Source organism: Bacillus sp. EU52, from assembly GCF_037964975.1.
GTDB classification, from domain to species: domain Bacteria; phylum Bacillota; class Bacilli; order Bacillales; family Bacillaceae; genus Bacillus; species Bacillus subtilis.
In genome coordinates this window covers 42,420-59,641 of the sequence record NZ_CP150177.1, presented here as the reverse complement: position 1 = coordinate 59,641, position 17,222 = coordinate 42,420, and the positions used below count along the sequence as shown (strand labels likewise).

Sequence of the window (17,222 nt, the reverse complement as noted above, 5' to 3'; positions counted from 1 at the left end):
AAAAGTCATTTTGGTGTAGTATGGACTTTGTTGTTACATTTTATACCTTTGCGTTAAATTCGTTCATGACTTCTAAAAACGGTTTACTCAAAGAAGCCTCACAAGCCTTCACAGATTTATCAACCGCTTCTTCGATCTCAGGTGCCTCCTCCTTGGTAAAGGAGCCTAACACATAATCAACGACCTTCATGCCGTTTACAGGCCGGCCGATTCCGATGCGGACACGGTCAAACTCGGATGTTCCAAGATGCTGGATCAGTGATTTGATGCCATTGTGCCCTCCGGCGCTTCCTTTCGTTCTTAAACGGATCTTGCCAGTCGGAAGGTCAAGGTCGTCGTAAATGACTGTCAAATCTTCGTTATCGACATCATAGTAGTCCATTAAAGGCCGCAAACATTCTCCTGATAAATTCATATATGTAAGCGGTTTAACAAGTAGAACCTTTTTGCCGGAAACAAATCCGGTTCCGTATAATCCGTTAAATTTATTTTGATTCAGCTCTATATTCCATTCCTTTGCAAGCTGATCTATCACCATAAATCCGACATTATGCCGTGTGTTTTCATAGTTCTTCCCCGGGTTTCCGAGACCGGCAATCACAAGCATGGCGAATCCTCCCTTAGTCACATAACTCCCGTCTTCATAAACGGGCTATAATTCTTCTCATTCTAGCACAAAAGACGTAACCGCGGGAGGGTTACGCCTTAAGCTATTATTGTTCGTTTTCACCTTCTGGCTGAGCATCGGCAGATTCCTCTTCATCGACCTCAGCTGCTTCCTGCTGCTGCGGAGGAAGGATTGAAGCCACAACCTCATCTGATTCATGATTAAAGGAGTAGTTACCGCCAGCAGGCAAATCTGCAATCGTCAGTACTTCATTTACATCGAGGCTTGAAATATCAGCCTCAATCGTTTGCGGAATGGCTTTTGGCTTGGCCTTTACAGTAAGTGCATATAACGGCTGCTGCAGTACGCCTCCGTTTTTCACTCCAATGGCTTCTCCGGTCAGATGAATCGGAACTTCCACTTCAATGTCCTCACTCATATTAACTACTTGAAAATCAGCATGAGTGATTTCATTTTTCAGCGGGTCCGTCTGCAGGTCTGTTACCATGACTGAGTGTTTTTCTCCGCTGACCTCAAGCGTAATGACTGCATTTTTGCCTTCGTCCCTCAGCGTTTTGATGAGCTCCACACTGTCTAGTGACACAGGTTTGTTGCCCGTATCCTTCCCATATATGATACCTGGAACATGTCCTGAAGTACGGATATTCCGAAGAGACGAACGAGTAAAGTCCGTTCTTTCTTTTGCCGTTAAAGTTGCCATATTCAGCACCATCCTATTGTCGTTTTAGTTGTCCTATTACAAACAATACCCAAAACGATAAAGGTTTAAACCTTTCAAAATCGGTTTAGCTGAAAAGGTAGCTGACAGATTGCTGCTCATGAACGCGAATAATCGCTTCGGCCAGAAGCGGTCCGACTGAAAGCTGCTTAAAGCGTTCAATTTTCTTTTCTTCAGGAAGCTTGATGCTGTTTGTCACAACAAGCTCTTTAATTGTTGAATTATTAATCCGTTCTACCGCAGGGCCTGATAGTACAGGGTGTGTACAGCATGCATATACTTCTTTCGCTCCGTTTTCAACGAGCGCATTAGCAGCAAGTGTAATCGTACCTGCAGTATCAATAATGTCATCGATGAGGATAGCAGTCTTCCCTTCGATGTTACCTACAATATTCATGACTTCCGCCACGTTTGGACGCGGACGGCGTTTATCGATAATCGCAATTGGCGCTTTTAGTCGGTCAGCCAGTTTGCGGGCACGTGTCACACCGCCATGGTCTGGTGAAACAATGACGATATCTTCAAGATTTTTGCCTTCAAAATATTCTCCTAAAATCGGAACACCCATTAAGTGGTCAATCGGTATATCAAAGAATCCTTGAATTTGCGGCGCATGCAGGTCAAGTGCAATCACACGAGTCGCACCGGCTGTTTCAAGCAGGTTAGCGAAAAGTTTAGCTGTGATTGGCTCACGGGATCTTGCTTTTCTGTCTTGACGCGCATAACCGTAATAAGGAATAACAATGTTAATCGTTTTTGCAGAAGCGCGTTTTAACGCATCTACCATAATCAGCAGTTCCATAATATGCTCGTTAACGGGGTCACTTGTAGACTGGATGATGTAACAATCACATCCACGAATACTTTCTTCGATATTAATTTGGACTTCCCCGTCACTAAATCTTGTGACAGAACATTTCCCTAATTGAACTCCAACTATATCTGCGATTTCTTTTGCAAGCTCTGGATTCGAATTCAAAGAAAAAATCTTTAAATTCTTATCTCCGTATTGATTAGACATGGATAAACCTCCGAATTTAGGATTATTTTTTATGAATATTTTTCACATAATCGTCTTTATTTACTTGTCTCGCTCTGGCAATAGCAAGTGCTTTTCCAGGTACATCTTCCGTAACAGTTGAACCTGCCGCCACATAAGCGCCTTCTCCGACTGTGACAGGGGCAACCAAGTTGGAATTGCAGCCGATAAACGCGCCATCTTCAATTTTTGTCAAATACTTATTCTTTCCATCATAATTGACAGTAATTGAACCGCAGCCCAGGTTTACATCAGTGCCTACCTCAGCATCGCCGACATAGCTTAGATGAGATGCCTTGCTTCGGTCTCCGAATTGAGTCTTTTTAATTTCTACAAAATTCCCGATCTTCACTTCATTCCCGATGACAGAATCAGGTCTGATGTGAGCAAAAGGTCCTATGTTTACATCATTCCCCACTTTACTGTGATTGACTACCGATTGTTTAATAACCGTACGGCTGCCAATGGCACTATTCATAATCTCCGTATGAGGGCCAATAATCGTATCTTCTCCGATTTGCACCTCACCTTTAATCACAGTTCCAGGGTAAATCACAGTATCGCTTCCGATAACAGCGTCAGGAGAAATATACGTATTCATCGGGTCAATCAACGTCACGCCATTTTGCATATGCCGTTTATTAATACGCTCTTTCATAAATTGTTCTGCCTGAGAAAGAGCAACTCTATCATTAACTCCGAGCGTTTCTTGGAAATTACCAGTCTGGTAAGCGGCAACAGTTTCGCCTTCATTTTTAAGAATCTCTATGACATCCGGCAAATAATACTCGCCTTGGGCATTATCATTAGACACCTGATCAATAGCCCGAAATAGCGCTTCATTGTCAAAACAATACGTACCGGTGTTGATCTCAGTTACAAGACGTTCTTCTTCAGAGGCGTCCTTATGCTCAACGATTTTTTGAACCGCTCCGTTTTCGCTGCGAATAATGCGGCCGTATCCGGTTGGATCTTCTGCAACCGCAGTTAAAATCGTAGCTTTCGCTTCTCTTTGTGTATGTTCTTTCAGCATCTGTTCCATCGTCTCTGCTGTCAAAAGCGGCGTATCTCCGCAAATGACAATTGTGACGCCTTTTTCGTCAGCAAGAAATGGCTGCGCCTGTTTTACAGCATGAGCAGTGCCAAGCTGTTCTGCTTGAAGCGCGTACTCGCTTTTATCACCAAGCTGCTTTTTCACTTCTTCCGCACCATGTCCAACAATCGTGACAAGCTTCGATAAAGATAATTTTAAGGCTTCGTCCACGACGTGCTCTACCATAGGCTTACCGCAAACTGGATGAAGGACTTTATAAAGCTTCGATTTCATTCTCGTTCCTTGTCCAGCCGCTAAAACAACTGCAAACCGCTTATCCATTTATTGGCCTCCAATATCCCTTTTATCCATAGAAAAATATATCCTAAATATCTTCTGATTTCAAGGAGACTTCATGAAGTGCAAGAATTTTCTATTGAGTGCAACTAAGTTTGAAAAATCAGAATTAAAAAAGGACCGCCGGCAAAAGGCTTATGTCAGCCCTTTCAGCAGTCCTTGCTTTTTGGTTATTTTTTAAGAAGCTCCAGCTTCTTCGAATTCTAATGCTTCAGTGTCACCCAGACGATGATACTCATTTAACACGGCATCTTGAATCTTTCCTCGCGTGCTTGAATTAATAGGATGAGCAATATCGCGGAACTCTCCATCAGGGGTGCGTTTACTCGGCATCGCAACGAAAAGACCATTGTTTCCATCAATCACACGAATATCATGTACAACAAATTCGTGATCCAGCGTGATGGATGCAATCGCTCTCATGCGACCATCGGTATTCACGCGGCGTAATCTTACGTCAGTAACTTCCACAGTAGTTCACCACCTTTTCCCTATATAAAAGCATTAGTGTATCAATTCCACGATTTTTTCTGAAATCCTGCTCGTTTTTAAAATATTTTTTGAAAAAATAGGATATAGTTACACAATTAGGTCATAAAGCTTTCATTTCGGGCATAAGGTAAATAAAAAAGTGATCCCGGGCTCTCCCAGAATCACTTTTCTTATTATTTCACCAGTGCAATAACTTCAATCTCGACTAACGCATCCTTCGGGAGTCTCGCGACTTCAACACAAGATCTCGCCGGTTTGTGAGTGTCAAAGTATTGTCCGTACACTTCGTTTACTGCCGCAAACTGTTCCATATCCGCGATAAATACAGTTGCTTTTACAACTGTTTCAAAAGAAGCACCCGCTTCTTCCAGAACCGCCTTTAAATTGCTGAATACTTGATGAGTCTGCTCCTTAATATCGCCGTTCACCATTTCGCCTGAAGGAGTCAAAGGGATTTGGCCTGAGCTGTAAAACATATTGTTGACGATAATCCCTTGTGAATAAGGTCCGATTGCCGCTGGGGCATGTTTTGTGTGGACTGCTTTTGTCATGATTCTGTCTCTCCATTCTTTAAAAGATTGTCTTTAAAAAAACGCAGAAAATTGCCATTCTGAATTTCAATGGACTTCTCTTTCATGTTGATGGTTGAAAGAGTAAGAAGTGACATATATTCGTCAACAAGACGTTCATCTACTCCTTCGGCTTCAACTAAGACGCCGATTCCCGCCACATTTGCGTTAAACTCATCCAACAGGTTAATCATACCATTAATGGTGCCGCCTGCTTTCATAAAGTCATCAATAATGAGTACGTTTGAACCCGTTTTCATGCTTCTTTTCGCAAGTGACATTGTTTGAATGCGGTTTGAGGAGCCTGAAACGTAATTAATGCTGACTGTGGAACCCTCTGTTACCTTATTGTCTTTACGAACGATCACAACAGGCACATTCAAATAGCTTGCAGCTGCATACGCAAGAGGGATGCCTTTCGTGGCAACGGTCATGACAACATCAATTTCGCGTTCTGCAAACACGGAAGCAAACAGCTTCCCTACCTTGGAGAGTACAGATGGCTTTCCTAAGATATCCGTTAAATATACATAACCGCCCGGAAGGATACGCTCAGGATTTGCCAGCGACTGTCCAAGTGTCTGCACAAACTCTTCAGCTTCAGCCTGCTTCATTTTCGGAATATATTTAACGCCTCCGGCAGCCCCGGGAACAGTAAGCAAAGTACCAATCCCCTGCTGTTCAAAGGTTTGTTTAATAATTGTTAAATCTTCACTGATCGATGATTTTGCAGATTCATACCGCTCAGAGAAAAAGGTTAGCGGTATTAACTCGTGCGGATGGGTTAACAAATAATTTGTTAAGTCCACCAATCTGCCGCTGCGACGAAACTTCATGAACTTACCCCCAAAATCCGAATATTTTAAGATCAATATAACTTAACATACGGATTTAATCAAGAGCGTTCTGTTCGCCGATCATTCTCACCGCATAAACTTGATCGCAGAAGCCTCTTAACCCGTTATAAATTCTCTGCACCTTCGACTCATACTGAACCAGTCCAAACACTGTCGGGCCGCTCCCGCTCATTAACACGGCATCTGCACCAAAGCGTTTCATCTGGTTTTTGATCATCGCAACTTCAGGATGCATATCGAGTGTAACAGATTCAAGCACATTGCCTAACCGGCTGCACATCTTCTGAAAACTCTTCTCTTCTATCGCCTCGATCATGCCTTGTACATCGGGATGCTCTATACCATCCAGTTTCAGCGCTCTGTACACTTCAGCAGTTGAAACACCGATTGTCGGCTTCGCTAAAATGACCCAGCAGTGCGGAGGCGTGCTGATATGTTTAATTTTCTCGCCGCGCCCTGTTGCTAATGCAGTTCCGCCATAGACACAAAATGAAACGTCAGAGCCAATTTCCGCTCCAAGCTCAGCAAGCGTTTCCGCGGACAGATTTAAATTCCACAGTCTGTTCAGCCCTCTGAGTGTCGCCGCCGCATCACTGCTTCCGCCGGCAAGACCGGCAGCCACCGGAATTACCTTCGTAATCATGATGGAAACTCCCTTTTTCACGTTGTATCTGTCCTTGATCAGCTTGGCAGCCTGATAAGCTAAGTTTCTTTGGTCATCAGGCACAAATCGGTTGTGGGAGGAAACCCTCACTTCATCCTCTGCAAGCTCCGTCAATTCAATTCGATCAGCTAAATCAATTGTCGTCATGATCATTTCGACTTCATGATAGCCATCCGGGCGTTTTCGGGTGACGTCAAGTGACAGATTGATCTTAGCTGGCGCTTTTTCTAAAATACGCATAGCTTTCACCTACTTCTCCATCTAAACATAAGTATGAACATTGTATCACATTTGAAGTACAGGATGAACATATCCATATTCAGCCCATTATGTATTTAAATCCAAAATAAAAAAACCAGGGAACAGCACGTCCCCCGGGTCACATCCTTATCGGTTATTCTGATTCTGAGCCATTTGCTGTTCGGCGATTTCTATAGCGCGCTTTACCATGTTACCGGCATCGCGAGCCCGAATTTCGCCCCAGCCGCCATTTTTTACTGTGTCATAAAAACCAAGGTCTTTAGCCAGCTCATATTTAAACTCATCTGACATAACTCCACGACGTCTGCCCAAACGAAACAACCCCTTTTTTAGAAGTGATAGCCATTCGTGCACGTCACGATAATATGTGACTGTTTTATCTTTTGTTAAATCAGATGGAACTTTCGTTAAAATTATTGGAAACCAAAAAAGGGCAAAACAAAAAGCAGTAAACAAAAGGTTCACTGCCCGTTAAAATGCCACTGAGCTTGCGGCGTCATCATTAAATGTCAGCTCAACAGTCTCAGTCAAAATATCAGCATAACTGTATGAAACTCTTTCAAACGAGTTCTCGTCTTGATCTAGTTGTATCACAAAAACAGAAGGGTACGTCTCAGCTAAAATGCCCGAACGCTCAATCGTTTTTCGGCGGCCACCGTTTGCTTTTAACGTCAGCCTTTTACCTAAATTCCCATCAAGCGATCTTTTAATATCGGACAACGTCTTCGCCATTGCATCCACCTCACTACATTTATTGTACAACACGAGCCCATTTTTGTCAAATAAAATTTAAATTATATCAACGTTAATAAGACGTTGTCAATAAAATTATTTTGACAAAATTCTATGATTCCTCAATTATGTTCCGCAAGTTTCGGTAAATTATGTATCATTATGTAAAATAAAAAACCCGCATAGCTCTCCTATGCAGGTTTTCAACTGTTAATTGGACTTATAAGGCATACCAATTCTCAGAACTCCTCTTGTTTCAATACCTCCAAGCCCTTTCTCTCTTGTCAGCGTATTACGGAGCACTTCCCATACATTAATCCGTTCCATAAACGGCGTAAAGCTGATCTTCGCGACGATATATACCGGATCAAGCGCATGAATATTGACTCTTGACGGTGAACTCGCAAAATTCGCACCCGCTCTGATGAGTGATTCAAAATGGGATTGGCAGGCCCCCGCAAAAATAACAAGCTGATCTAAGTGAGGGATCTTTTTTCGGGCTGTTTGAACAGTTTCAACAAAGTGCTTAGAATGTCTGTACGCATTCAAATCATCAATGCCGCCCTTTTGCTTCGAATACGCATCATGCCCTGTGATCACCAGGATATCAGGTCGATATTTGTCGAGCAATTCTTCAATAGAAGCAGACATTTTCTTTTCATGGCAATGGATGCCATAGACCGGCACTCCAATTTTTTTATAGACATTCAGGCATTTTTTCAGATATGCTTCGTCACCATCCAGATGAAGCACTTTGCCCGGCATATGGAAATAATGCTCCTGATGCTGATATTGGCTTGTCGCATAGTACTCCTGTTTTTCTCTGAGCAGTTTATAATCCTGGCGGAGCAATTCGAGCGACTCATTCATTCTGCTCTCATCTTTCTTTTTCCGCATCATCTGCTCATCTTTTTTCACTGCCACCAGATCAGAAAAATCCGAATCAGCAATCAGCCTGACTTCATCTCCATGCAAAATGGCAATTGAATTTCCTTTGCTTGTTTGCTCTATTCCTATAATTCGAAACAAAACATCCATCTGATAGGATTTTCTGGCTACCATATCCCCTATTTGAAATTGCACATTCCTCACTCCACACATAGACTAAGCCTCATCATGAAAGAAAGAGCCTTGAGAAAGCGCCTTTTTTCGCTGAGTCCAAGTTTTTTCTTATCATTGAATGAAAGGTCCTTCTCTAGCCTATGTAGCGGCAGTCCATGTGGTGCGCAAAACAAAAAGCCCTTTTAGAAAAGGGCTTTATACAATCCGTTAGACAGCGCTGCGAACTCCTCAATAGACAGGGATTCACCTCGGCGCTTACCGTCAATATTTGTTTCTTCAAGCACTTGCTCGATTGTTGATTTTTGCGCTTTTCCTTCAGGCAGATTGTTAACTAAGTTATTGAGCAGCGTTTTACGACGCTGTGCAAAGCTTGCCTTGATGAGCTGAAAGAAAAAGGATTCGTTTTCCACGTCCACTGCCGGGCCGTCTCGGAGAACCAGACGGATGACTGCGGAATCGACATTAGGCTGAGGAACAAATACGGTTTTCGGAACGATCATCACCGTTTTGGCTTCTGTATAAAACTGCACCGCGATTGAAAGCGAGCCGTACTCCTTAGATGAAGGATCAGCCGCCATGCGCTCAGCCACTTCTTTTTGCAGCATGACCACAATTCCTTTCAGCGGAAGATGTTCTTCAAGCAGTTTCATGATAATCGGTGTTGTTACGTAATAAGGAAGGTTGGCAACTACCATAATCTCATCACAATCTTGAAATTGTTCTTCAATGACCGATTTGACATCAGCCTTTAACACGTCCTGATGAATGACAGTGACATTGTCGTAAGGTGACAGTGTATCCTTCAGAATCGGCAATAATCGCTGGTCAATCTCAAATGCCACGACCTTTTTCGCCCGCTTGGCAAGCTGTTCGGTTAAAGCCCCGATTCCCGGGCCGATTTCAATGACACCTGTTTTCTCAGTCACTTCCGCATGATCAACAATTCTGTTTAAAATGTTCGTATCAATTAAGAAATTCTGTCCTAAGCTCTTTTTAAAAGAAAAACCGTATTTCTTCAGTATCTCTTTCGTTCTAATCGGTGTCGCAATATCTTTATTCATTCTGTTCCTCCCGCATAACGGTATCGAGCGCACTCATAAAATCACTTTTTTTAATTTGAAACATTTGCAGCCGTTTTTGAAGCTGTTTGCCATTTGTATAGCCGATTTTCAACAGATCACCCAGTCGTTCCCGGCGGCGTTTGGCCGCAGGCCCGCCTATTAGTCCGGCATGAATCAAATCCTCAGCTGAAATGTCACTCGGCTGCGCTTCCATCTCCTCATGCACATTTTCTAAACATGCCCTAATGCTTTCAACCGATGCATGCTCCACACCAATCCCCCGCTTGTTTTTAGGTTTGGCAAGATGCTTTGGCAAAAATGCATGCTTACAGCCGGGTACAGCCTCTGAAATGGTTTTGCGAATCTTCTCTCCCGGAAAGTCCGGATCCGTTAAAATAATGACGCCTCTGGTCTTCTGGGCCAAACGGATTTGGTCAATCACATGATCATCGATGGCTGAACCATTTGTTTCAATTGTGTCTGCATCAACAGCCAATTTGATGCGGGCCGTATCGTCACGCCCCTCGACCACAATGATCTCTTTAATTTTCATTATTTCCTCCAAGACAAAATAAAAACTTTTGTATATTCATGAAACTTTTTCTTATATCGAGCGTCTAATAAGCAGAAAATGCACTTTGTCTATTATAACGAAAAAAACAGAGGGCGCAAAACCCTCTGAATACATAAGTATATATTAATTTAAGATTTTAATTTTGACTGTTTTATTTCCCCATCGGTACGCCGATGATTTCTCTGGGAAAAAGACGTCTATCTTGTTCCCTTTAATCGCTGAACCGGTATCTGCAGCAATGGCATATCCATAGCCTTCCACGTGGACTTTGGAGCCTAGCGGAATGACATTTGGATCCACAGCGATGACTTTGGCATTCGGATTATTTTTCAAATTGACGCCTGTCGCTGTATGTCCTGAACAACCGCTGCAGCTTGCCGTATAAGCCGTAGATGATACAGTCATGACTTTGCCTGTTGATTCATTGCTGCGGGACACAACTGTTTTTGAATCACCTGAAGCACTGACCGTTTCAACTTTTGGACTGCTTTGCTTTGTGCCGACAGCAATCACTTTATCTTTGCTTTGCTCAGCTGTTTCTTCTTTTACAAGCTCTCTGGACACTTCTTTGCCGTTTTCTTTAACGACTTCGTAATGTTTTTTTAGCTTGCCTTCTTTTCCTTTTTGGACGACCTTTTCTTTCCCTTTTTCAAGAGAAGCGTCTTCTTGCTTTTTCACATCGAACGCAATCTTCTCTTCAACTACATCGGTGACCTTTTCGATACGAGTAATTGTAATATCAGCCTTTCCTTTCGTCAGCTTTGCATCTAACGCAGGCTTGATTTTATCTTCGTCTTTTATGTTCATCTTTTGCTGTTTTAAAAAGTCAGCGACCGTAGTCGAAGTCGTCCAGATCTTCTTTTGTTTCCCTGCATCATTCACAGTAACCTGAAATGCGGGCTCTATGTTAATCTTCATGTCTTTCGAAATATCTGTATCTATTGCGGGATCAATTTGATCTTGTTCTTTCACATCAACATCTTGTTCGTCCAGTAATGCACCGACCGTTTTTGCTGTTGACCATAACGTCTTTTCTTCCCCGTTTATTGTAAGCTTCACAGGTTTTGCAGCCTCATACACAACGTCCATGTCTGCTGTTATCTTTGTCTGTTTAGCAGGTGTGATCTTGTCTTCGTCTCTTGTCTTTATATCAAGCGTCTCCAAAAGATCACCGACTGTATTTGCATGTGTGCGTATATGTTTCTTTTTGCCATTGATAGAAACTGAGACTGATTGTTTCGTCAGCTCATGAGCCGCGTACGCAGTCCCGCTTCCTGCCAAAAGCAAACAAGCAGCAACCAGAATGACTTTGCTTTTGCTAAGCTTTACGGAAAACAGCTTTTTCATTTTTTGTGTGATGAAAAACGCCTCCTTCTCCTCGGAGAGATTATATAGAGTATCTAAAAGGCTGTCAACCCTCCCTTCTCTTTCTCCCAAAAGCTCAGTGTCCTCTTCATTATCCTGAAATACACTGAGAAACGGAAGAAAGACTTGTCGACAAACCTATCCTATGAGGAGAAGAAAGCATGTAGAACTTTTATAGAAAAACGCTGTAAGGGACAAGCTCTTACAAAACCCGCTAGCGTTTTTTGTCAGTTTATACGGAAAAGTCTTTTCGCATTTTCAGTCGTGATGGAAGCAATCTCTTCAAAGGTCATTTCTTTTAATTCGGCGATTTGTTCTGCCACATATTTCACATAGCTTGGCTCATTTCTTTTCCCGCGGAAAGGGTGCGGTGTGAGAAACGGGCAGTCCGTTTCAATCAGCAGCCGGTCATTGGGAATTTCCTTCACTACTTCCTTCGGTTTCTTCGCATTTTTAAATGTCACCGGTCCCCCAAATGATAAATAAAAATTCATTTTCATGCATTCTCTTGCCACTTCCGCACTTCCTGTAAAGCAGTGCATGATTCCGCCCACAGCTTCTGCGCCTTCCTCTTTTAAAATGGTCACGACATCCTCCGTTGCATCACGGTTATGAATGATAATAGGCAAATTGACCTCTTTCGCTAAGGCGATTTGTTTTCTAAACACCTCTTTTTGAATATCTTTAGGTGATTTATCCCAATGATAATCCAGTCCCATTTCTCCTATCGCTACCACTTTCTCATGAGCAGAAAGCTCTTTAATCCACGCTAAGTCTTCCTCTGTCATGTCAATAGCGTCAACAGGGTGCCAGCCAATGGCTGCATAAATAAAATCATATTCCTCAATCATTTCCATCGCACGGGTAATCGTCGGACGGTCAAAACCAACTACGACAATTCGTTCAACTTTTTCAGCTTTTGCCCGTTCAATAACCTCTTCAAGATCAGTATCATATTGTTCTGCATTTAAATGCGCGTGTGTGTCAAACAACATAAGTGAAAAACTCCTTTCTTGTCGAAACACAAAAGGTGTTCGACGAATTGTTACACGTGAAACACCTTTTGTTTTATCATTATTTAATTCTTGTGCCTTTTGGTAACGACTGATCGATAGACACGACCTTTAAAACGCCGTCTGCTTCTCCTGCAAGGATCATACCTTGAGAAAGCTCTCCTCTGAGTTTAACCGGTTTTAGATTTGTTACACAAACGAGTTTTTTTCCAACAAGCTCTTCAGGCGTATAATGCTTCGCAATGCCGGATACCACTTGGCGCTTTTCAAAACCAAGATCAAGCTGCAACTTCAATAAACGGTCTGCTTTTTTCACTGGTTCTGCCTCAATGACCTCAGCTACGCGAAGCTCTACATCCATGAATTGATCAATCGTAATTTCAGGTAAACGATCGACCTCTTGAGGCTCTTCTTCTTTTGTTTCTTCTTTCGCTGGTGCTGAACCTTGCATTTTCCCTTTGATGTAAGCAATTTCTTCTTCTGCCTCTAAACGAGGGAACAATGGCTCGCCTTTTTGTACTTTTGTATCTTTCAGCTGGCCGAAAGCTGTAATGCTGTCCCAAGCTTTTAAAGATTCATCAGTAATGCCCAGCTGCTCGAACATTTTTTCAGGTGTTTTTGTTAAGAATGGCTGAAGCAGTACCGCTGAAATACGCAATGATTCAGCGAGATGATACATAACTGATCGCAATTCTTCTTCTTTTGCCGGATCTTTCGCAAGCACCCATGGAGCTGTCTCATCAATGTATTTGTTTGTGCGGCTGATGAGCTGCCATAAAGTCGAAAGTGCTACCGAGAACTCCATATTTTCCATTGCTTTCTCATAAGCTTTCACTGTTTCTTCAGCAACAGAAGTGAGCGTATGGTCAAATTCCGTAACAGCACCTTTGTAAGAACCGATTTGTCCGTCAAAATACTTATTAATCATCGCAACAGTACGATTCAATAGATTTCCTAAATCATTCGCTAAATCATAGTTAATCCGCTCAACAAATCCTTCCGGCGTGAATACACCGTCAGATCCGAACGGCACTTCGCGAAGCAGGTAATAGCGAAGCTCGTCTAAACCATAGCGCTCAATTAATGTAACCGGATCTACAACGTTTCCTTTTGATTTCGACATTTTTCCGTCTTTCATCAAAAGCCAGCCATGCGCGAATACTTGCTTTGGCAGCGGAAGATCCAGCGCCATCAGCATAATTGGCCAGTAAATAGTATGGAATCGTACAATCTCCTTACCGACTAAATGAACATCGGCAGGCCAATATTTTTGATAAAGCTCATCATTTTCTGTATCATAACCAAGTGCCGTTAAATAGTTAAATAGTGCGTCAATCCAAACATATACAACATGCTTTGGATTTTCCGGCACCTTCACGCCCCAATCAAAAGTGGTACGTGATACTGCCAAATCCTCAAGTCCAGGTTTGATAAAGTTATTAATCATTTCGTTTTTGCGTGATTCTGGCTGAATGAATGTCGGGTTTTCTTCATAGTATTTCAGAAGTCGATCCGCGTATTTCCCCATGCGGAAGAAATAAGATTCCTCTTTGATCAATTCAACTGGGTGACCGCTGTCAGGGCTTTTTCCGCCGATGACCTCTCCCTTTTCATTCCGCTCAATATCAACGAGCTGAGTTTCCGTGTAGAACGTTTCATCAGGGATGCTGTACCAGCCTTCATACTCATCAAGATAGATGTCCCCGTTATCAAGAAGCTTTTGAAACACTTTTTCAATGACAACTTTATGCCGTTTTTCTGTCGTGCGGATAAAGTCGTCGTTTGAGATTTCAAGCTGCTTCCACAGTTTTTGAATATCTGCCGCTGCGCGATCCACATACTCCTGAGGTGTAATGTTTTCCTGTTCAGCTTTTTGCTGGATCTTTTGTCCATGCTCGTCCGTTCCCGTTAAATAGCGAACATCGAACCCTTTTAATCTTTTGTAACGTGCCATTGCATCTCCCGCGACTGTCGTATATGCATGGCCGATATGTAATTTTCCGCTCGGATAATAAATCGGTGTTGTAATGTAAAATGTATTGTTTTCTTGCGGCATCTTGAAACCTCCTAATCAGAATGTCAAAAAGCTCCCGCCCAAAGGACGAGAGCGGCGATAAGTGCAAATCATATATGAATATTATTTATATTTATCCTTTATCTATGATACCATCTTAGCCTTTAAGATCAAGAATATATACATACGCCCTGAAAAAGAATAATTAAAATTAAAAATCTTTAATGAAAATAAAAAAAGTCTGTTCGTGTCGAATTTTGTCGTATATAATCAAATGAAATAAAAAACTTTGGTTCGAAAGTCTTGATTTAAAAGGATTTTTAGTAGGATAATAGCTTTATTAAATATTTATAAAATGCTGTTATTTCGGTAGTTTCTAAGACATTACTGACTATAAGAACTAATTCTTACAATCAATAGTAAACAAAATGATTGACGATTATTGGAAACCTTGTTATGCTATGAAGGTAAGGATTTTGTCGAATAATGACGAAGAAAAATATAATTTAAACAAATAAGTATCTCTTGGGAGGAGAATGTTTATGAAATCTACTGGTATTGTACGTAAAGTTGATGAATTAGGACGTGTAGTTATTCCTATCGAACTGCGTCGTACTCTTGGAATCGCAGAAAAAGATGCTCTTGAAATCTATGTTGATGATGAAAAAATCATCCTTAAAAAATATAAACCAAACATGACTTGCCAAGTAACTGGTGAAGTTTCTGATGATAACCTTAAACTTGCAGGCGGTAAATTGGTTCTTAGTAAAGAAGGCGCTGAGCAAATCATCAGCGAAATCCAAAACCAGCTTCAAAACCTTAAATAATCATTTCTTGTACAAAAAACGTTCTTGTTATGACACAAGAACGTTTTTTTATTGCTTAATATGGTAAGCATCGTACACTTCACGCTTTGGTACATTGCGATCGACTGCTGCTTTTTTAATGGCTTCTTTAGACGTAGCGCCTTTCGAGATGTAATGCTCGACATGTTCTTTCGCAGTGAGGGTTTCCCACCATTGTTCTTCCTCATCTACCTCTTCATTATTACTTCCTTCTACGACAAGACAAAACTCGCCGCGTATCTGATCCTCGTTTGCCCATCCAATGACCTCAGATATGGTTCCTCGGATAAACTCTTCATATTTCTTAGTGAGTTCACGCGTTACAGCAATTTCCCGATCTCCTAATATCTCTGCCATCACTGACAAGGTTTCCTTCAATCTGTGAGGCGCTTCATAAAAAATGATCGTTTCCCGCCGTTTTTTAAGGGCTTCAAGCTCCTTCTTCTTTTCTTTTTTCTGTCTGTTGAGAAAACCGTAAAAGAAAAAAGGCTGCGGTACAATACCTGAAGCAATAAGAGCTGTTAATGCAGCATTTGCTCCCGGCAACGGAACAACATAACCGCCTATATCCGTAAAATCCTTTACAATTTCCGCTCCGGGATCAGAAATCGTCGGCAGACCGGCATCACTGACAAGAGCAATGTTTTTTCCCGATTTCAGCCATTCAATAATTTTGTGCCCACTGCTTTCTTTATTGTGTTCGTGATAGCTGACGAGCGGTGTTTCAATTTCATATACATGACAAAGCTTTTTCGTTTGCCTCGTATCTTCCGCAGCAATCGCATCCACTGATTTCAGCGTGTCGATCGCCCGGAATGTCATATCCTCTAGATTTCCGATTGGGGTTGGGACCAAGTAAAGAATCCCCATGTCCGACTTTCCATTAAAGCTCATTTGGCGCCTTAACATATACAGCCTCCTTGCTGTTCCGCTTTTCTTCTATATAAAGCTCTTTTTTCTTCCGAGTTAGTTTTTTGAAATAATATTCCGCCTGCATAGCTTCCCGCTTTGTTGAAAAGCTCTCGGCAAAAATTAATTCAACCGGACGTCTTACTTTTGTGTACTTTGCGCCCTTTCCATCATTGTGTGTTTTCACTCGTTTATGCAGATCGTTGGTATACCCGGCATACCAGCTATTGTCTTTACATTTCACGACGTAGAAGAAATGGTTATTTGTCTCCATATAAAATGGTCCTGATTTCTTTTGTATATTCATTTTGTTCATCATAAACGAATAAAGGAGGAAGAATTTTCAAATCCGGGCGCCCGCCTTTGATACCTTCAACCAAAATGGTATTGGCTTCTTTCCCTTGCTTCGGATAGACAAATTGTACACGTTTTGGCTCGATTTGATAAGCCTTCATCAGTTCAAAAATCTCCAGAAGCCTTCCCGGCCGGTGAACAAGAGCTGCTTTTCCCCCTTGCTTGAGCAGCTTGCTGCTGACTGAAATGACATCCTCCAGCGTGCAGTGGATTTCATGTCTTGCGATTCGGAGATGCTCGTTCATGTTTTGTTCAGTTTGTTTCGGCGTTTTAAAATACGGCGGATTGCAGGTGACAACATCATATCGATTATGTCCAAGTTTCTCCGGCATGTTTTTCAGGTCATCATGTATGATCTGGATCTGATCGTCCAACTTATTATACTCCACGCTGCGAACAGCCATATCATGCAGTCTTTCTTGAATTTCGACTCCCAGAATGTCTGCTTTTGATCTTGTACTGAGCAGCAGCGGCACAATACCATTGCCGGTGCATAAATCAACAATTTTCCCTTTTTGAATCGGAACGTACGCAAATTTGGACAGAAGCACAGCGTCCAACGAAAAAGCAAACACTGTTGGGCTTTGTATGATTTTCATGTCCTCTGCCAGCAAATAATCTAATCTTTCATCATCATGTAATGAAACCATCTTCTTATCCTTTCAGTACCTTTGA

General features: G+C 42.0%; 20 protein-coding genes. 1 reads left to right on the top strand and 19 read right to left on the bottom strand.

The features are described 5' to 3' along the window. Nucleotides 1-40: 40 nt before the first annotated feature. From pth to metG, 16 genes are all read right to left on the bottom strand, one after another. Complete coding sequence (gene pth / locus NSU05_RS00325; protein WP_038428266.1) at nt 41-607, bottom strand: aminoacyl-tRNA hydrolase; 567 nt, start codon at nt 605-607, stop codon at nt 41-43. A 106-nt stretch (nt 608-713) separates the two neighbouring features. After that, nucleotides 714-1,328, bottom strand: coding sequence for a 50S ribosomal protein L25/general stress protein Ctc (locus NSU05_RS00320; protein ID WP_038428265.1), 615 nt, complete (start codon nt 1,326-1,328; stop codon nt 714-716). Between the two features lie 85 nt (nt 1,329-1,413). Further along, nucleotides 1,414-2,367, bottom strand: a complete 954-nt coding sequence (locus tag NSU05_RS00315) for a ribose-phosphate diphosphokinase (RefSeq protein ID WP_003218353.1) — start codon at nt 2,365-2,367, stop codon at nt 1,414-1,416. 22 nt (nt 2,368-2,389) lie between these two features. Next, nucleotides 2,390-3,760 carry a bifunctional UDP-N-acetylglucosamine diphosphorylase/glucosamine-1-phosphate N-acetyltransferase GlmU gene (gene glmU, locus NSU05_RS00310; RefSeq protein WP_015382564.1) on the bottom strand — a complete coding sequence of 457 codons (1,371 nt, stop codon included), beginning with the start codon at nt 3,758-3,760 and terminating at the stop codon, nt 2,390-2,392. Nucleotides 3,761-3,952: 192 nt separating this feature from the next. Next, nucleotides 3,953-4,246 carry a septation regulator SpoVG gene (spoVG, locus tag NSU05_RS00305; protein WP_003218346.1) on the bottom strand — a complete coding sequence of 98 codons (294 nt, stop codon included), beginning with the start codon at nt 4,244-4,246 and terminating at the stop codon, nt 3,953-3,955. A 194-nt stretch (nt 4,247-4,440) separates the two neighbouring features. Further along, nucleotides 4,441-4,818 carry a 2-iminobutanoate/2-iminopropanoate deaminase gene (ridA, locus tag NSU05_RS00300; protein WP_038428264.1) on the bottom strand — a complete coding sequence of 126 codons (378 nt, stop codon included), beginning with the start codon at nt 4,816-4,818 and terminating at the stop codon, nt 4,441-4,443. Further along, on the bottom strand, nt 4,815-5,672 hold the full coding sequence (gene purR / locus NSU05_RS00295; RefSeq protein WP_003218342.1) for a pur operon repressor: 858 nt from the start codon (nt 5,670-5,672) through the stop codon (nt 4,815-4,817). The genes ridA and purR overlap by 4 nt, the downstream gene beginning before the upstream one ends. A 55-nt stretch (nt 5,673-5,727) precedes the next feature. Beyond that, nucleotides 5,728-6,597, bottom strand: a complete 870-nt coding sequence (gene ispE / locus NSU05_RS00290) for a 4-(cytidine 5'-diphospho)-2-C-methyl-D-erythritol kinase (RefSeq protein ID WP_003226742.1) — start codon at nt 6,595-6,597, stop codon at nt 5,728-5,730. Between the two features lie 147 nt (nt 6,598-6,744). Beyond that, nucleotides 6,745-6,930, bottom strand: coding sequence for a small, acid-soluble spore protein, alpha/beta type (locus NSU05_RS00285; RefSeq protein ID WP_003218333.1), 186 nt, complete (start codon nt 6,928-6,930; stop codon nt 6,745-6,747). Between the two features lie 159 nt (nt 6,931-7,089). Next, complete coding sequence (locus NSU05_RS00280; protein WP_003218330.1) at nt 7,090-7,350, bottom strand: Veg family protein; 261 nt, start codon at nt 7,348-7,350, stop codon at nt 7,090-7,092. 210 nt (nt 7,351-7,560) lie between these two features. Continuing rightward, nucleotides 7,561-8,433 (bottom strand): sporulation-specific protease PrtG, encoded by an 873-nt coding sequence (gene prtG, locus NSU05_RS00275; protein WP_014475574.1) that lies wholly within the window; start codon nt 8,431-8,433, stop codon nt 7,561-7,563. Between the two features lie 161 nt (nt 8,434-8,594). Continuing rightward, nucleotides 8,595-9,473, bottom strand: coding sequence for a 16S rRNA (adenine(1518)-N(6)/adenine(1519)-N(6))-dimethyltransferase RsmA (gene rsmA, locus NSU05_RS00270; protein ID WP_015715101.1), 879 nt, complete (start codon nt 9,471-9,473; stop codon nt 8,595-8,597). Continuing rightward, nucleotides 9,466-10,026, bottom strand: coding sequence for a ribonuclease M5 (gene rnmV, locus NSU05_RS00265; RefSeq protein ID WP_015253010.1), 561 nt, complete (start codon nt 10,024-10,026; stop codon nt 9,466-9,468). Before rnmV ends, rsmA begins: the two co-directional genes overlap by 8 nt. A 144-nt stretch (nt 10,027-10,170) precedes the next feature. Further along, nucleotides 10,171-11,484, bottom strand: a complete 1,314-nt coding sequence (locus NSU05_RS00260) for a ubiquitin-like domain-containing protein (RefSeq protein ID WP_038428263.1) — start codon at nt 11,482-11,484, stop codon at nt 10,171-10,173. 155 nt (nt 11,485-11,639) lie between these two features. Next, nucleotides 11,640-12,407 carry a TatD family hydrolase gene (locus NSU05_RS00255; RefSeq protein ID WP_014475570.1) on the bottom strand — a complete coding sequence of 256 codons (768 nt, stop codon included), beginning with the start codon at nt 12,405-12,407 and terminating at the stop codon, nt 11,640-11,642. 79 nt (nt 12,408-12,486) lie between these two features. Then, nucleotides 12,487-14,481, bottom strand: coding sequence for a methionine--tRNA ligase (metG, locus tag NSU05_RS00250; protein ID WP_003226758.1), 1,995 nt, complete (start codon nt 14,479-14,481; stop codon nt 12,487-12,489). A gap of 494 nt (nt 14,482-14,975) precedes the next feature. On the opposite strand from metG, the gene abrB reads away from it, so the two are divergent. Then, complete coding sequence (gene abrB, locus NSU05_RS00245) at nt 14,976-15,266, top strand: transition state genes transcriptional regulator AbrB (RefSeq protein WP_003226760.1); 291 nt, start codon at nt 14,976-14,978, stop codon at nt 15,264-15,266. Between the two features lie 48 nt (nt 15,267-15,314). On the opposite strand, the gene rsmI is transcribed toward abrB, so the two are convergent. From rsmI to NSU05_RS00230, 3 genes are read right to left on the bottom strand one after another with little or no spacing between them, the layout of a single operon-like run. After that, nucleotides 15,315-16,193: a 16S rRNA (cytidine(1402)-2'-O)-methyltransferase gene (rsmI, locus tag NSU05_RS00240; RefSeq protein WP_038428262.1), complete on the bottom strand. Its 879-nt coding sequence runs from the start codon at nt 16,191-16,193 to the stop codon at nt 15,315-15,317. Next, nucleotides 16,168-16,467 carry a GIY-YIG nuclease family protein gene (locus tag NSU05_RS00235; RefSeq protein WP_003242983.1) on the bottom strand — a complete coding sequence of 100 codons (300 nt, stop codon included), beginning with the start codon at nt 16,465-16,467 and terminating at the stop codon, nt 16,168-16,170. Before NSU05_RS00235 ends, rsmI begins: the two co-directional genes overlap by 26 nt. After that, complete coding sequence (locus NSU05_RS00230) at nt 16,454-17,197, bottom strand: tRNA1(Val) (adenine(37)-N6)-methyltransferase (protein ID WP_003244526.1); 744 nt, start codon at nt 17,195-17,197, stop codon at nt 16,454-16,456. Before NSU05_RS00230 ends, NSU05_RS00235 begins: the two co-directional genes overlap by 14 nt. Between the last annotated feature and the right edge of the window lie 25 nt (nt 17,198-17,222).

What these genes read in the sequence shown, in the direction of transcription:
- pth (WP_038428266.1), bottom strand. Translation starts at nt 607, where the DNA reads ATGCTTGTGATTGCCGGTCTCGGAAACCCGGGGAAGAACTATGAAAAC.
- NSU05_RS00320 (WP_038428265.1), bottom strand. Translation starts at nt 1,328, where the DNA reads ATGGCAACTTTAACGGCAAAAGAAAGAACGGACTTTACTCGTTCGTCT.
- NSU05_RS00315 (WP_003218353.1), bottom strand. Translation starts at nt 2,367, where the DNA reads ATGTCTAATCAATACGGAGATAAGAATTTAAAGATTTTTTCTTTGAAT.
- glmU (WP_015382564.1), bottom strand. Translation starts at nt 3,760, where the DNA reads ATGGATAAGCGGTTTGCAGTTGTTTTAGCGGCTGGACAAGGAACGAGA.
- ridA (WP_038428264.1), bottom strand. Translation starts at nt 4,818, where the DNA reads ATGACAAAAGCAGTCCACACAAAACATGCCCCAGCGGCAATCGGACCT.
- purR (WP_003218342.1), bottom strand. Translation starts at nt 5,672, where the DNA reads ATGAAGTTTCGTCGCAGCGGCAGATTGGTGGACTTAACAAATTATTTG.
- ispE (WP_003226742.1), bottom strand. Translation starts at nt 6,597, where the DNA reads ATGCGTATTTTAGAAAAAGCGCCAGCTAAGATCAATCTGTCACTTGAC.
- NSU05_RS00280 (WP_003218330.1), bottom strand. Translation starts at nt 7,350, where the DNA reads ATGGCGAAGACGTTGTCCGATATTAAAAGATCGCTTGATGGGAATTTA.
- rsmA (WP_015715101.1), bottom strand. Translation starts at nt 9,473, where the DNA reads ATGAATAAAGATATTGCGACACCGATTAGAACGAAAGAGATACTGAAG.
- rnmV (WP_015253010.1), bottom strand. Translation starts at nt 10,026, where the DNA reads ATGAAAATTAAAGAGATCATTGTGGTCGAGGGGCGTGACGATACGGCC.
- NSU05_RS00255 (WP_014475570.1), bottom strand. Translation starts at nt 12,407, where the DNA reads ATGTTGTTTGACACACACGCGCATTTAAATGCAGAACAATATGATACT.
- metG (WP_003226758.1), bottom strand. Translation starts at nt 14,481, where the DNA reads ATGCCGCAAGAAAACAATACATTTTACATTACAACACCGATTTATTAT.
- abrB (WP_003226760.1), top strand. Translation starts at nt 14,976, where the DNA reads ATGTTTATGAAATCTACTGGTATTGTACGTAAAGTTGATGAATTAGGA.
- rsmI (WP_038428262.1), bottom strand. Translation starts at nt 16,193, where the DNA reads ATGTTAAGGCGCCAAATGAGCTTTAATGGAAAGTCGGACATGGGGATT.
- NSU05_RS00235 (WP_003242983.1), bottom strand. Translation starts at nt 16,467, where the DNA reads ATGGAGACAAATAACCATTTCTTCTACGTCGTGAAATGTAAAGACAAT.
- NSU05_RS00230 (WP_003244526.1), bottom strand. Translation starts at nt 17,197, where the DNA reads ATGGTTTCATTACATGATGATGAAAGATTAGATTATTTGCTGGCAGAG.